This window comes from Bartonella sp. M0192 (assembly GCF_016102305.1).
Classification (GTDB): domain Bacteria; phylum Pseudomonadota; class Alphaproteobacteria; order Rhizobiales; family Rhizobiaceae; genus Bartonella; species Bartonella apihabitans.
Genome location: NZ_JACFOU010000001.1, coordinates 1,899,994 through 1,915,047, shown reverse-complemented (window position 1 = coordinate 1,915,047; position 15,054 = coordinate 1,899,994). Strand labels below are relative to the sequence as shown.

Sequence of the window (15,054 nt, the reverse complement as noted above, 5' to 3'; positions counted from 1 at the left end):
GCGGTCTGAACGCCGATCGCGCTCCTTGTGGACATGAATAACTTGCTTTTTTGCCGCTTGACAAAAGCAATGCGGGTATTGGTTGAGTGCCATTCTATTTCAGGAAACTTGTCACTATTCTCCGCTACTCATATAGCGGGCACTGCCAATCATTACCCAAACCTATGGTCACCATATAAAATTCAATTTGACTTTCAGCGCAAAAAATCTCGTTTGCCGAGCTATGGAAGACGCTTGATTGAATGGATAGTTTTGTACATTGATCAAACACGCTAATGTTTTGTTAAATCAACTATTTCATTTTCGTGAATTTCGATTTTCCGGATTGATTTGAAAAAAAGACTCGGAAATTCCACGATATCGAATTTTTGTCGGTTCGCACCTTTAAGTTCAATAACGGCAATCAAAATCCGATTTGAAACGGAAGCAATATTTGATCAGAAAACGCCGATACGACGGTATTGAAGAGGTGCATTGGCATGGCTTGCTTGCTCTCCCAACTCTCTGATTTTCTGGTGAAAAGGCGACTTGATGCAGGCGGGGTCTGTTGCTGATGCATCACCTACCAATGCCAATGCCTGACAACGGCAGCCACCAAAATCAATATCGCGTCTTTTGCAGGACCGGCAAGGTTCCGGCATCCAGTCAAATCCGCGGAAGGCGTTGAACGCACTCGAGTTATGCCAGATTTCGGAAAGTGTTTTTTCTCCGAATTTATCGAACTGTAACGTTTTTATGGTTCTCGCCGCATGACAGGGCAGAACTGTACCGTCAGGGATGACGACAAAGGCATCGCGAGCCCAGCCGCCCATGCATGGCTTCGGGTAATCGGCAAAATAGTCTGGAATGACATAGTCTATATTGATGATACCCCGTAGCTCCTCGCGATATTTTTCGACCTTTTCCATCTGTTTTTCAAAGTCTTCACGTTTGGGCATCAAAGCGTTGCGATTAAGCAATGCCCAACCGGAATATTGAACATTGGCGATTTCTATGCGTTCGGCATCAAGCTTAAGCGCAAGATCGAAATAGGCGTCAAGCTCGTCGATATTGTAACGATGGATCGGTGCATTCAAAGTAAGTGGCAGGCCGAGTTTACGGACAAGTTTTGCTGTTGCTATTTTCTTCTCATATGCGCCTTTATAATGGCCTATCAATTCTGTCGTTTGCGGTGTTGTGCCCTGTAACGATAGTTGTACGTGATCAAGGCCTGCTTCTTTTAGAGCTTCCAATGTTGCTTCCGATAAAGCAACTCCAGCGGTAATAAGGTTCGAGTAAATGGCGCTATCATGAACGGCAGCAACAATTTCTACAAGATCTTTACGCAATGTTGGTTCGCCACCGGACAAATGCGCTTGTAACACGCCGAGCTTTGCTGCTTCTTTGAAAAGCTTTTCCCAAAAACTCTTATCCTGTTCCTGATCGGCTTTCATGAGTTCCAGCGGGTTGGAACAATAAGGGCATTGAAGCGGGCATCGATAAGTGAGTTCTGCCAGCATACTGATGGGAGGGAAGATTTCTACAGTCATATTTTTACGACAAGTTGGTCGGCCCAATCTTGTAAAAAGGAGTAAACATCGTCAATGATTTCGTGAACCGGAGCATCATAGGTTTCGGATAAAGAAAGAGCAATCTCGTGTGCAGTTTTTGTTCCGTCACAAAGCCGCAATATATCAAGCCCGATTTCATTCGGCCAAAACACTTTTTCCGGTGAAAGCAGCGCATAAGTCTTCCTCACCGGTTCATATTGAATTCTGACGTGATGAAACAATTCCGGGCGGCTTTCGTCGCTCAGAATTTTTCTTTGTTTTAGCAAACGGTCCGTCATCATTCGTTCGAGGTACCGCGAAAAGCGCCAGGGGGAATGCGTCCGGCTTCTCCGTAAGCATAATCCAGCGCATCAAGCATTGACCAGAGCACACCGGTTTTGAATATCAAAGCATCTATGACGGCCTGCTGTTTTTCGGGCGTGTCGGCATGTTCGCGCACATAGGCCAATGAAAAACTTGAATCCTTCGGTGCCTGTGTCAATCTCGGTTTGAAATAGGCCAATGTCTCTTCGCTCACATAAGGATATTTTGCCAAAATACCCGGAACACGTTCGGCGATGATTGTCGGTGAAAACAATTCCGTCAATGACGAAGCAACACCTTCGAGAAGCGGCCTTTGGCGGCAGAAGTTAACATAAGCTTCGACAGCAAAACGCGTTGACCAAAGAGCCTGTCTTTCGCTTTTGACCATCTCTTCATCAAGTCCCAAACCGGTGGCAAGTTTCAACCAGCGCGCAACGCCGCCATCCAGCCCGTTTGTGCCATCATGATCGCTAATCCTGCGGCGCCATTCGGCACGGAAAACCGGATCTTTGGAATTCATCAAAATTGCCGCATCCTTTCGTGGAATGGCTGCCTGATAACAATAGCGGTTCAATGCCCAGGCTTGAAGTTGCAATTTCGTCATTTTGCCAGCCATCATCATTTTATGATGGGGGTGGTTGATATGGTAACGTTCTTTCCCGATCTGACGTAGTATTTTTTCAAGTTCGTTAGGTGTCAGGCCATTGCGGGCAATATTGTGATAATCAGTCAAAATTGATCTCCATTCCGTCAAATGCAACTTCCCAGCCGGATTGTTCGACTTCATGACGTTCAGCCGAATGATCATCAAGGACCGGGTTACTATTGTTGATATGAATAAATATTTTTCTTGAAACTTTTGCGTTGCGCCAGACTTCGATAGCGCCATCGGCACCCGATATCGACATATGTCCCATGCGTTGTCCGGTTTTGGGGCCAAGGCCGGCTGTTATCATTTCGTCATCGCGAAACAAGGTGCCGTCAAAAAACAGGCAATCACTATTTTCTGTCTGATTTTTGACAAAAGAACTCACTTTTGCACAACCCGGAATATAGGAAACCGAGTGATTGTTTTCCTTGTCAAAAATTCTGACGCCAATTGTATCTTCAGTTTCGGAACCGAAATCCTTTTTCTTTTTGTCTTCCAGAAAAAGAGCAATTTTTCCGGGAACCGGAAAAGCCTTGATCTCAATGCCTAAAGGTTCATTATTCACATCAGAAATCTTGGTTAACCTGTTGAGTGGCAATACTATTTTCTTGACTATTGCTGGATCCAGAATGTTGAAAACGGGATTACTATTAAGCACATTGATAACACGTTCCGTTGCGTAAATGACAAAGGGTTGTCTTTCGCGCATGGTCAAAAGACCGGCAATATGGTCAATATCGGCATTGGTGAGAACAACTGCAGAAATCGGGGTTGAACGCAATAGTCCATTCGGGTCTGGAAAAAGTTCCGGAGTGGAATTGATTTGCTGGCGTAAATCGGGCGAAGCGTTAAAGAGTATCCAATGTTTTTTGTCTGCCGAGGCAATGATACTTGATTGGGTGCGGGGTAAGAAACCCGATTGATGGTTGCGCGCATTGCGGCTCAGATAGTAATTGCAATTCCATTGCGGAAAGCCGCCGCCTGCTGCTGATCCTAAAACTTTAATATACATAACGAACTGTCTGATTTGACGTTTTTTATTGACTTGGCGATAGTGCTAAAACTCTTGAATAACCGGCATGACAAATTTTCTGCACTAATATGAACGGATAAATATCCGTTGAAATTTTTTTAAAACTTTGCGGGGTTGATTGCGGAACGATATGTCAACCGGCATGAAGCCGTTTTTTAACGCAACGCCTGCAGAAAAAACTGCAGGCGTCATGTTCAAATCAACGTTTGTTCTTTACTTCCGCTGGCAAGTAACGGGAAATTTCCATTCCTGCAGCGACTTGACACATAGACGGTTTTTTCCATGTTTTTTTCACGGTTTTTCTCCTTCAATATTCGGGTTTATTGCTTCTGCCGGATAGACCGGAAGAAGCTTTTTCAAAAAGGGCAGAATGTCCCTTTTATTTTTTATCCGGCAAACTGTAGGCGATTACCAGATCGGAACGGTTTTTGTTGGTTCCTGTGCGTGTGGCACCACCCACAACGGCTACGATATATTGTTTTCCATCTTTGCCGATATATGACATTGGTGCACCTTGTCCGCCAACGGGCAGACGACCGCGCCAGAGTTCTTTACCGGTGTCGCTATCAAATGCACGGATGTAATAATCAAGCGAACCATGGAAGAATGTCAATCCACCGCCGGTAACAAGCGGCCCGCCCATTGTTGGCATTCCAATCGGGATATAAACGCCGGGGACAAATCCGTGAACCGGTGCATCCTGAATAGAGCCAAGCGGAACCTGCCATTTTGTTTTTCCGGTAACAAGGTCGATAGCCGTCAATGAACCGAATGGCGGTTTAAAGCACGGTACACCGAGCGGAGAAACAAACATCGAGCGTTCAACACCCCAAGGAGTACCGGTTTGCGTTGAATATTCTCCTTCAGTGGTTGGCTTCAAACCGATTTTCTTGGCGACATCCTGTTTTATGAAACGGCCCCATTGTGCCATGCGTATATCATTGACGATAAGCGTACCGGTTGCAGCATCGATTGCGCCGCCACCCCAGTTCATGCCGCCATAATAACCAGGGAAAATAAGAGTGCGTTTCTTATCCGACAATGGTGTCCATTCGCCTTCCCAACGCATCGATTTGAATGCGATACGGCAAACGAGTTGATCGAAGATTGTGCCACCCCACATATCGGATTCTTTAAGTCTTTCTGTGCCGACTGAAAGAGCCGAGAAGGGTTGTGTCGGTGCAACATTCATGCCCGGCATCGCATCTGTGGCGACAGCGCGTTGCTCGACCGGATAGACTGGTTGACCATTGCGGCGGTCAAGAACAAAAATCTCGCCACGTTTTGTCAACTGGATGACAACCGGTACAACGGAACCATCAGGTCTTGGAAGGTCATAAAGTATAGGCTGGGACGAAACGTCATAGTCGAACTGGTCGATATTGGCAGTCCTGAAATGCCAGGCTTCCTTACCTGTTTTTATGTCTACCGCGACGATAGAGTCATTATATTCATCCGAATAGGGGTGGCGATTGCCTGTCCAGAAGTCCGGAGTCTGGTTACCTGTCGGGAAATAGACAAGGTGAAGCTTCGGATCATAGGCGGCTGTGCCCCAGAAATTCGGTGTTTCAGGCGCATAGGTTTGACCGGCTGGAAGCGGAGTGCTGTCTTTTGCACCGCGTGCTGCATCCCATGCCCAGAGAATTTTACCGGTAACGGCATCAAAACCACGGACAACACCGGAAGGTTCGCCAACTGTCAGGTTATCGTTCAACCGTCCACCAACGACAATCACGCCTTCGGCAACAAGCGGAGCGGAGGTGATATTGTATGAGCCCTGATCGCTTGTTGGAGGTTCTTTTGTAAGACCAACAGTCAGGTCAACAAAACCATTGTCGCCAAAGCCGTCACAAAGCTTGCCGGTTTCAGCGTCAAGTGTGAAGAGACGTGCGTCAATTGTGGTTACAACAATACGTTTGCGACAAACCGTCGGAAGGGCAGCCTCGGTATTGCTGCTGTTTTCGTTATCACCGTTTGATGCTGAATGATTGGCAGCAGCCTGTTGATACTGCTCTGTGAGGTCCGTATAGCCAACACCACGGCATCTCTTCCAGCCTTTTGTACTCTGGAAGATTTTCGGCTTCGGATCATATTTCCATTTTTCAGTGCCGGTTGTTGCATCAAGTGCGATAATTTTATTGAGCGGTGTGCAAAGGTAAACCGTGTCATCCACTTTGAGTGGCGTGACCTGATATTCTGCACCGTCGATTGCAAGATCACCTGTATGATAAGTCCAGGCAACTTTCAAATCCTTTACGTTGGATTTGTTGATCTGGTCGAACTGGGCATAACGGTTGCCTTTGGTGTTGCGCCCCCATGCAGGCCAATCATTTCCGCTGTCCTTTCCTGCATCTTCATAGACAACAGGCGACTTTTCGCCACTTGCTGTTACCAATGCATGCGGACGCGGCATATTGGCGAGAACCGCAATAACAGCGATGGCAAGGACCACAGAACTGACCGTTGCGAACATTGCGGAAAATGACTTTGCGCCATTTTTCTTGAGCAATGCCGGTGAAATAATAGAAACGACCAAAGCAAAGACGAGAAATACCATAATTCTTGGCACAAGTTGCCAAAAATCGAAGCCCACTTCCCAAAATGCCCATAAAAGATCAACAATGAGCAGCCCATAGGCAACCCATAAAGCCGAAGCACGACGTCTGAAAACGTCGATGCCGATCACCATCATGGCTATACCGGCAATGGCATAAAACCAGGAACCGCCTAGTGCTATGAGCCAGATACCGCCAATGGTGAGTGCTAGCCCCAATAAGAGGGCAATGATCCCAAGGACGCGTAGCGTCCATATTTTCCAATTTGTCATTTATACTCCCAATCTATTGGATTACCTCGCCCATCAATCAAGAGACCGACAAATTTTCGATGCACCGCTTCAATAAATTCCGTTTCAGCTTGATCAATTAGCAATTTTTCGAGAAAACAAAGGTTAGAAGCCTTTCAAAATATGCAGATGTCGGGAAATTCTCATTTCCGGTTTAACCTGCGACATTTTGTCTCCAATTTTGTCTAGTCTGACAATAGCAAAGCAGCAAGGCTTGGGGCGTCACTAAAATGACGCAATTGACGCAATTAAAAACTTGCCTTTTCAGATATTTGTTTTGCAAAAAATTTTAAACTCTGGCTGTTTCAGATGAGTACCGTGATTTCCCGCCAGAATCGGGGCTGCTGCATTGGCTATTGCCCACGCGACTTGTGTGTCGACATCCTGATCGAGAACGAAGTCAATCACGTCTTGTTGAAGAAGCAATTTGTGCTGATCGCTCAATTCATGGCTGATCCACTTTGGCCGGTCAGGCATTTTTTTCAGAATATCGCCGATAGCGTCCGGTGCATGAACTGCCGAATATATTCCGACGATATGATGTTTTTTTAATGTCTGGAGCACAATCGTGCTCGTCATATCGTCATCTTCACTGGTTTCGTGAATGATAACCGGACAGTGTTGATCGATTATTTTCAGAAAGCCCACAACACGATCGCGATGTTCACGCCGTTTGTTCGAACCTTGAATAACAAGAACCTCTCCGTCATTGCGCAATAATCCATTCATTAATTGTCCGGCAGTTTCACCCTGAACAAAATTGTCAACGCCACCATAAAGATGGTCGACATCAATCGGTACATCATTGACAATCGTGACAATTTGCTCGCCACGTTTCGCCACTTCACGAAGTGCAGGGATTGCAGCTTCATCCGATCCGGCTGCTATAATGAGTGCATTGCGCTGGAAAGGAGGCGTTAAAATCGCTTTATAAAGGTTATCGTGGTCGCCTTCGGGAATGAGTGTGCGGTGTAATGAAATATATGACGGTAAATTGCGGGCATGAATTTGCGCTAACGCGTCAATTTCTCCCCATAAAGGGGAGTGGTTGCGAGGCGCATTTTTGGGAATAATAAGTTCGATACGGTATGTACCGTGCCAGAGATCCGGCAGGACGCGTTTCATACCGAGTTCCCGCGCAGCCGCAATAATTTTTTTGCGGGTCGTTTCCGATACACTTCCACGTTCATTCAAAACACGATCGACAGTGCTCCGGCTCATCCCCGTCAGCCTTGCTATATCGGATGTGTTTACACGTTTAATCCCGGCTTTTCTGAAACGTGAACAAGCTATAGCTGACAAAAATTCTTCTCCCGAAATTATATCCCGAAAATTGACATCGAAATTGCACTGAAGAAATACTGCAATCCCTTTTCAAAAACATGCCAACGTATCAAAGCAGATCAAACGTGTCCGGACTTAGGAATATCAAGAACACGATGAGCTTTTTGATTAATGTTTGGTATCTCTTGAAAACTGGCGATTAATAATAACATAAAGCTTGATTTAAAAACCCATTTTCCGGCTCTGTAACAGCTTTTTGAAGAGGTAAAATAATTTTAAAAAAAAATATCATTATGTGAATGGCTATCAATTCAAGTAAATAAACGTGAATAAATTATATAATATATATTAAGCAAAACAGTTTAAATTGAATATTATTATTTTTTTGATTAAAATATATTAATATATAATCAAATTAAAATTATAAAAATTCCTCTCATATTATTATCCGGTTTTTCAAATTGCAAAACTTTGATAATGGTGAGGGCGTTATTTACCCCTATGCACCCCACTAAGTGATAATGCCGGAAAGGATGCTTTTTGGTGGTTTTGCCTGAAATTTTCATGACCCTATGTTTTTACAGGCTTTTTTGTCGGCTCCTTTATATCGGCTCCTTTATAGATGGAGTATTTATTAACGCAGGGCTAGCTTAGCTTCTATCATCACCTCCACATGTCGGTTTTATAAAGTCTGAGAAAAGTATAATTTTTAACCGCATTACCAAAAAACGCGTCGTCCCTGATTGCAAACTGCTTTTGTGAAGCACAAGAGCGATAGTTTAATGTGATTTTCATCCGGTTTCCGACGCCGGCAATTTATGAGTGATAAACTTCAATCAATCGGGATTTTTTTAAAAAATTCAGCTCGTTTTGATGTGGTGGCGAGTAATCGGATTTTCGTCCGGTTAAAACAAGCTTGAACATTGCTGCCGACGGATCGCGCGTTTCAGAAAACGCGTTCAATCATGGTCGTCAAATCGGTTATCAATAACATGTTGAACCAGGGAGCGGATTTGATTGCCAATGCCGGCATTCGTGCAGCCAGAAGTTCTGTTGCAGAGGGTGGCAATAATCCGTGGCAGATGAATTTGATGCCGTTCTTCGTTATTGACGGTAGCTCGCACCGTTACAAGACAGGAAGTCATGCAGATGTTGACGGCGTCAATATGGCTGTCGGCTTGGCAACCGGTTTTGAACTTGCAGATAAACATCCGGTAACACTCGGTGCATTCTTCGAATATGGCCGTGGTACCTATGACACTTCTAACAGCTTTGCCAATTATGCATCGGTTCATGGTGACGGTGACACACACTATACAGGTGGTGGTGTTCTTGGTCGGATTGATTTTGCCGGTACAGGCTTGGGTCTTGTCAACAAGCTTGACGCAGGTCAGGCAGACGGGCTTTATGCGGAAGCATCGTTCCGTGCCGGTCATATAGATACCGATTTCGACACAGATGACTTGTTGGGCGAATTCGGCGTGGGGAGCGATTACGACAGTGGTGCGGACTATTACGGCCTGCATGGTGGTGTCGGTTATGTCATGAATTTCGACGAACGTAATTCGCTGGATGTTTATGGTCGCTATTTCTGGACAAAGATTGATAGTGAAACAGTTGATGTCGGTCGTGACCGTTTGCACTTTGATGAAGCTGATAGCTCGCGTTTACGCATCGGTACCAGATATACGATGATTTATAACCAACAGCTTAAGCCATATGTCGGTATTGCTTACGATCACGAATTTGATGGTGAAGTTGCAGCCCGTGCTTATGGATTTAAACTGGACAAGCCGTCGCTTGAAGGTGACACAGGCATTGTGGAAGCAGGTATTTCGATGAAGCCTGTCAGCACGATTGATGCATTGAGTGTTGATGTAACCGGTCAGGGCTTCATTGGTAGACGTGAAGGCGGTGGTGGCGGCCTCAAGATCAAATACCAGTTCTGATCAGCCGCGATTGACGAACTGTAAAAATTTGTTTTTCTAAATTATCAAGAAATACGACAGATAAAACCTCTCCTTTTCTAAAAGGAGAGGTTTTATTTTGTTGAATTCATTTAACTTATCGGGAGAATATGATTAAGCGGCAGCTTCTGATATAAAAGAAATATTATAAGACGTGAATTTAGAAAATTTTGTATAGTTCAATGGGTGTTGCTGCAATCTCGAATAAGATCTTGCACAGTTAGAAAATTATCCGGATTTTTATCGGGCAAGAAAATTGTAAAACCTATTTTAAAAATGTCAGGGTCTTTCCGAATGTACCAACTTCATATTGCTAACAAAAACTATTCCTCATGGTCACTACGGCCATGGGTGCTTATGAAAACTCTCGGTATAAAATTCGAGGAAATAAGCCATAGCTTCAAGCCGGATAATTTTGATCGGTTCAAGGTGTTTTCGCCATCTGCAAAAGTTCCGGTTCTGATCGATGGAAATGTGACAATATGGGATAGTCTGGCAATAACGGAATATTTATTTGAAAGCCATGCTACCGTTTGGCCGGAACAACGTATTGCCCGGGCGTGGGCGCGTTCGGCCGCAGCGGAAATGCACTCTTCTTTTCAATCCTTGCGTACCTGCTGCCCGATGTCCGTCGGAGTTGTTGCAAAGTTGAAACAAATGACAGCGGATTTGGAAAAAGACATTCGCAGACTGGATGAATTATTTCTGTCAGGCCTTGAAGAATTCTCCGGTCCGTTTCTGGCGGGGGACAAGTTTACGGCGGTTGATGCTTTTTTCTGTCCGGTGGCTTTTCGGGTTAAAAACTACAATCTTTTGTTAAATAGGAAATCATTAGACTATGTGGAAAAATTGCTTGCACTTCCCGCAATGCAGGAATGGGAAGAGCGGGCTTTGGAAGAGCCAGAAAGAGATCTTAGGCAAGAAGCGGAGCTTGATCGCTATGCCAATCGTGAAGAGGATCACAGAAGAAATTGATAAATCATTCAATGGTGTTTCTAAAGTTCTATGGAAATATTTTTAGCGTAGAAAATTGTCTTTCCACATCACTTCTGCAAACTGCTTTATAGCGCTCAGGATGCCGCAGCGACATGAGAGGTTGCATCTTTTCTATAGCAACTGTTTCAACCTCTTCGCTCGCCTTAATCAGGAATTCGAAAAAAATAATCCTTCCAGTTACAAAACCTTTCTATGGATAGAAAAAGTTTCCCGTTTTGAATGTGGTTGGCGTAGTTTTATGAGAAAGACCGGCAAGAACATATGGCTAAAAGGGCCGATGTTCGTTCAGATGGTTAATTCACATGCAACTGATGAACATGGCTTATTGAAATATGCCAATAGAACAGCGGAAAAATGTTTGTAACGCGTTGCAAAGAAAGAACGGGCGAACTTCCAGAAACTTTATAACAACAGATTAATTTTAAAGATATGTCCGAAGCTCAAAAAAATGTCCTGACCGCTATTACATATAATTCCTATACAAGCCATAACAGCGAACGTTTGGTCTAAATAAGCTATTTCGGAAAACTTCATCACCAGAACAGCCAAGAATTAAGTGGCTCCCCGGGCCGGATTCGAACCAGCGACCAACCGGTTAACAGCCGGTTGCTCTACCACTGAGCTACCGGGGAATGGCGCTCACTTATGTGATGCAGCAGGGCTATAGCAAATGAATTTATGTTTTGCAAATAGGGAAATGATATTTTTTAAAAAAAATCTCGTGACGACTTTAATAGAGGCGTCAATTTCAACAAATTATCCGGAAAATTGGCCTTTTTGGCAAGCTATTGGTGAAAGACACGGCCTTCGTCCGAGCCGATAAAAAGAATGAATCCATTATTTGTTATCTCGCAATAAACCGGTCGCTCTATGCAAAAAGTAATTTTTCTAAGACTCACTTTTTGAAAAGAGGATTGTTCTTAGAAGTTTTTGTTGCCATTCCGGTTATTTTTGATGTTTGCACATAAAACCGGTTCCGATTTTTAACTTCCGGACAAAAGGGTCATCATATTTCACCACAACATGATCGTAGCCGGTAAATTTTTTTTAGATATGTCAGGAAAAGGCATCAAATTATTTTTCGCTACACACCATACAAAACTCCGAAGCGCAATCATTGGAAAAGATTTATCAAAAAATACACATAATCATAATCGGGTATCTTGACGGAAGCGTTCGCTTAACTTAATGACCTACGTACATTTTTTGAGGCCTCGTGGCGGAACGGTTACGCAGAGGACTGCAAATCCTTGTAACCCGGTTCGATTCCGGGCGAGGCCTCCACTTAATCGCTTACGTCTACCCGTTTTTCCCGATATTATTTCATAAAAGTATTTCTGATGAGGGGAGAAAATTATCTGTTCTTTCAGAGCGTGAGCGAGGTTCTTCCCGGGGGGCACTGTTTTTCATAATTCCGGAAAATTGATGTGAGGGCAAAAACATTTGTTCAGATTCTGTTTATTTGAGCTGTTTTGCCCATAGAGTTTTCAACAATAGGAAATGGTTCTTATCACGAACTTGGCGGCTAAATGCCGATTTCGGACAATGAGGACAAAATGCCGGTAGGTCAGAGGTACTTCCACCCTGATTTTGAACTCCAGGCTCACCAAAAGCCCGGGTTTTTTGCTATCCCCGAGTTTTTTGTGATCAAATTCATTTTCTGTGGTATATGGACTCGCAAACGGAACTATTAAGTGGGAAAAACTCTATTTGCTGATTTCTTGAGCGGAAAACAGGCCCGGAAAATCTTGTGATTGACTGTAGCCGTGTTTTTTGCGACACCTCACAGGGTATATATTTCCGTTACAGCATTTTACGTGGTGGATTAAAAAGGAAGTTCGGTTATGGCAGCAGATTTTTCAATGCTCAGACAGAGAATGGTAGACGGGCAGATTCGGACCGTGGATGTCACGAAGCTGGGAGTTCTGGCAGCATTTTTGACCGTTCCCCGCGAAAAGTTTGTACCAGAAAACTTGAGGGAATTAAGCTATACAGACGAGGCGATTCCGTTGACGGCTTCACGTGCCGGAGGGCGTGGACGTTACCTTATGAAACCTGCCGCTTTGGCAAAACTGTTGCAGGCGGCCGATATCAAGTCTGAAGATGTTGTGCTCGATATCGGTGCAGGTACGGGATATAGCGCCGCACTTTTGTCGAAATTGGCGAGCTCGGTCATTGCTTTGGAAGAAGATGGAAAATTGGCAGCTTATGCCAATGAAAATTTGCAAAATGGCAGTTATGACAATGTCGTTGTTGTGAAGGGGCCGTTGACAAAAGGTTACGCGGAAGAAGGTCCGTTCGACGTGATTTTGCTGGAAGGGGCTGTGGATTTTATACCCGAAGGTCTTTTTGCACAGCTCAGGGAAGGCGGAAGACTTCTCGTTGCAGAGGGGCAAGGAAATTCTGCGGTTGCGCGCCTTTATATGAAAGAAGACGGCGTTGTTTCGGCTCGCCGCTTGTTCAACCTAGCAATCAATCCTTTGGAAGGGTTTGTAAAAACACCGGAATTCGTATTCTAAATGTTCCTCTTAAGGGTTGCGCTTGTGCAACGTTTTGATTTTTAATGCCTTGATCCATTGCTTTTTTGCGACGGTCGAGTAAATAGTAACAACTCGTCGGGGTAAGACGAGTTACGAAAAGTTTTTGAATAGAGGTGTAGCTGTGGTGAAAACAAAAAAAGCTCTTTTGTCGGCTTTGTTGCTATCAGGCGTTGTTTTTGCAACGCAATCGGTGCATGCCGAAACGCTCATGGGGGCTCTCGCCAAAGCTTACACGAATAATGGCAATTTGAACAGTGAAAGAGCAAGTGCACGTATTCTTGATGAGGATATAGCTATCGCTAAATCGAATTTCCGCCCACAGATCGAAGGGTTTGGCTCCTATGCGCGTGGGCGCAGCGCCGCTACAACTTACTATACAACTACCGGTTCACTGGGTGTTCAATTAAGCCAGAAAGTCTTTGATGGTTTTGTTACCAAGAACACAGTTGCTTCGGCAGAGGTCAAGGCACAGGCGCAACGGGAATATCTTCGAAATACCGAACAGAATATGCTGGTAAATGCAGCAACTGCCTATGCCAATGTTTTCCAATATCGCCAAATTGCAGAATTGCGCCGTCAGAACCTTGCAGCGCTTGAAGAACAGGTTCGCGCTGACAAAGCAAAACTTGATGTTGGTGAAGGAACGAGAACCGATCTGGCACAATCGGAAGCAGCGCGTTCGGTTGCAGTATCCGAGCTTAGTCTCGCACGTGCCGATGTCAAATCGGCCGAAGCAGTTTATCGGCAGGTCATCGGGGCTGATCCGGACAAGTTGGAGCGGCCTCCGGTTTCTAAAGCTCTGCCGGCCTCGCCGGATGCAGGATACAAAATCGGTGCAGCGACTCACCCTGCGATTCTCTATTCGAAATATCTGATTGATGCGAGCTCCTATAATGTGAAAGCAAAGGAAGGTGCTTTGCTTCCGCAAGTCGATTTATCGGCAAGCACTTCCTATAACCAGATTTATAATGGCCCCGGTGATGGTGGCCGGTCCAACTCTGTTGGCGTTTCCATTAATGTTCCTATCTATCAGGGCGGGCGTACTTCGGCCCAGATCCGGCAGTCAAAAGAACAACTCGGGCAAGCAAGAATCCAGTTGGATCTTGCCCAGGATAGTGTTCGCGAAAATATGTCCTCTTCCTGGTCGCAACTGGAAGGTGCTCGTGCTTCGGTTATCGCTTATCGTGATAGTGTTCGTGCTGCTGAAATTGCTCTTGATGGTCGGGTACAGGAAAATCGCGTTGGTCAAGCGACAACTCTGGACGTTTTGAATTCACGTACCCAGCTTATTGATGCACAGATTTCTCTGGTTACGGCCGAACGGAATGTTGTGGTAGCAAGCTATAATGTCCAGTCCGCAATTGGTAAAATGACAGCCGCTCAACTGGGATTGCATGTCGTTAAATATGATCCGGAAGAACACAACAAGGCAGTGAAGGATAAATGGATCGGTGTGCGCACACCTGATGGTCGCTAAGTTTACCTGACAAGACGTTTTTTTATTGTCGTTCAAAAGAACAAAATAAGGGTGCAATGGTAATCCATGCACCCTTTTATTTTTGTGAAGTTTATATTTTTTATATTCGAATAGAAAACACTTAAATAACGCATGATTTTTTTCACATTAATTTAAAATAGAAATTTCTTTTAGATATAATAAATATTATTTTTGAGAAGAAAAATATTGAAAAACTAATTTAAATGAATGGTTTTTATTGAGACTATACGGGAATATTCCGGATATAATATATATATGGTGTTGAATGAGATCGATAAGAACACTTTATTATTATTGAAATACGAAAAATAAAAACGGATCGCCCATTCTGTTGCGGATGGAGATGTAGCAAGACATTTTTCCGGAAGGAATTTCATATTCCCGATCAA

General features: G+C 44.4%; 10 protein-coding genes and 2 tRNA genes. 5 read left to right on the top strand and 7 right to left on the bottom strand.

The genetic code is table 11. The features are described 5' to 3' along the window. Window positions 1-437: 437 nt before the first annotated feature. From pqqE to H3S82_RS08380, 6 genes are all read right to left on the bottom strand, one after another. A complete protein-coding gene (gene pqqE / locus H3S82_RS08405; RefSeq protein ID WP_198237134.1) occupies window positions 438-1,529 on the bottom strand; it encodes a pyrroloquinoline quinone biosynthesis protein PqqE in 1,092 nt (363 codons plus the stop codon). Continuing rightward, on the bottom strand, window positions 1,526-1,831 hold the full coding sequence (gene pqqD, locus H3S82_RS08400) for a pyrroloquinoline quinone biosynthesis peptide chaperone PqqD (RefSeq protein WP_246785255.1): 306 nt from the start codon (window positions 1,829-1,831) through the stop codon (window positions 1,526-1,528). The genes pqqE and pqqD overlap by 4 nt, the downstream gene beginning before the upstream one ends. Beyond that, window positions 1,828-2,586 carry a pyrroloquinoline-quinone synthase PqqC gene (pqqC, locus tag H3S82_RS08395; RefSeq protein ID WP_198232846.1) on the bottom strand — a complete coding sequence of 253 codons (759 nt, stop codon included), beginning with the start codon at window positions 2,584-2,586 and terminating at the stop codon, window positions 1,828-1,830. The genes pqqD and pqqC overlap by 4 nt, the downstream gene beginning before the upstream one ends. Beyond that, entirely contained in the window at window positions 2,579-3,514 is a 936-nt protein-coding gene (gene pqqB, locus H3S82_RS08390) for a pyrroloquinoline quinone biosynthesis protein PqqB (protein ID WP_198232845.1), read from the bottom strand. Before pqqB ends, pqqC begins: the two co-directional genes overlap by 8 nt. A gap of 400 nt (window positions 3,515-3,914) precedes the next feature. Beyond that, a complete protein-coding gene (locus tag H3S82_RS08385; RefSeq protein ID WP_198233530.1) occupies window positions 3,915-6,362 on the bottom strand; it encodes a membrane-bound PQQ-dependent dehydrogenase, glucose/quinate/shikimate family in 2,448 nt (815 codons plus the stop codon). Between the two features lie 282 nt (window positions 6,363-6,644). Then, window positions 6,645-7,682: a LacI family DNA-binding transcriptional regulator gene (locus H3S82_RS08380; RefSeq protein WP_255519326.1), complete on the bottom strand. Its 1,038-nt coding sequence runs from the start codon at window positions 7,680-7,682 to the stop codon at window positions 6,645-6,647. Between the two features lie 947 nt (window positions 7,683-8,629). On the opposite strand from H3S82_RS08380, the gene H3S82_RS08375 reads away from it, so the two are divergent. Both H3S82_RS08375 and H3S82_RS08370 read left to right on the top strand, forming a co-directional pair. After that, window positions 8,630-9,613 (top strand): autotransporter outer membrane beta-barrel domain-containing protein, encoded by a 984-nt coding sequence (locus tag H3S82_RS08375; protein ID WP_198237133.1) that lies wholly within the window; start codon window positions 8,630-8,632, stop codon window positions 9,611-9,613. Between the two features lie 312 nt (window positions 9,614-9,925). After that, window positions 9,926-10,606 (top strand): glutathione S-transferase, encoded by a 681-nt coding sequence (locus tag H3S82_RS08370; RefSeq protein ID WP_198232842.1) that lies wholly within the window; start codon window positions 9,926-9,928, stop codon window positions 10,604-10,606. A 578-nt stretch (window positions 10,607-11,184) separates the two neighbouring features. On the opposite strand, the gene H3S82_RS08365 is transcribed toward H3S82_RS08370, so the two are convergent. Next, window positions 11,185-11,259 (bottom strand) — tRNA-Asn (locus tag H3S82_RS08365). A gap of 578 nt (window positions 11,260-11,837) precedes the next feature. Between H3S82_RS08365 and H3S82_RS08360 the strand changes: the two genes are divergently transcribed. From H3S82_RS08360 to H3S82_RS08350, 3 genes are all read left to right on the top strand, one after another. Next, a tRNA-Cys gene (locus H3S82_RS08360) sits at window positions 11,838-11,911 on the top strand. Window positions 11,912-12,471: 560 nt separating this feature from the next. Then, entirely contained in the window at window positions 12,472-13,146 is a 675-nt protein-coding gene (locus tag H3S82_RS08355) for a protein-L-isoaspartate O-methyltransferase (RefSeq protein WP_198232841.1), read from the top strand. Window positions 13,147-13,288: 142 nt separating this feature from the next. Further along, window positions 13,289-14,644 carry a TolC family outer membrane protein gene (locus tag H3S82_RS08350; protein ID WP_077971863.1) on the top strand — a complete coding sequence of 452 codons (1,356 nt, stop codon included), beginning with the start codon at window positions 13,289-13,291 and terminating at the stop codon, window positions 14,642-14,644. The last annotated feature ends 410 nt before the right edge of the window (window positions 14,645-15,054 follow it).

What these genes read in the sequence shown, in the direction of transcription:
- pqqE (WP_198237134.1), bottom strand. Translation starts at nt 1,529, where the DNA reads ATGACTGTAGAAATCTTCCCTCCCATCAGTATGCTGGCAGAACTCACT.
- pqqD (WP_246785255.1), bottom strand. Translation starts at nt 1,831, where the DNA reads ATGATGACGGACCGTTTGCTAAAACAAAGAAAAATTCTGAGCGACGAA.
- pqqB (WP_198232845.1), bottom strand. Translation starts at nt 3,514, where the DNA reads ATGTATATTAAAGTTTTAGGATCAGCAGCAGGCGGCGGCTTTCCGCAA.
- H3S82_RS08385 (WP_198233530.1), bottom strand. Translation starts at nt 6,362, where the DNA reads ATGACAAATTGGAAAATATGGACGCTACGCGTCCTTGGGATCATTGCC.
- H3S82_RS08375 (WP_198237133.1), top strand. Translation starts at nt 8,630, where the DNA reads ATGGTCGTCAAATCGGTTATCAATAACATGTTGAACCAGGGAGCGGAT.
- H3S82_RS08370 (WP_198232842.1), top strand. Translation starts at nt 9,926, where the DNA reads ATGTACCAACTTCATATTGCTAACAAAAACTATTCCTCATGGTCACTA.
- H3S82_RS08355 (WP_198232841.1), top strand. Translation starts at nt 12,472, where the DNA reads ATGGCAGCAGATTTTTCAATGCTCAGACAGAGAATGGTAGACGGGCAG.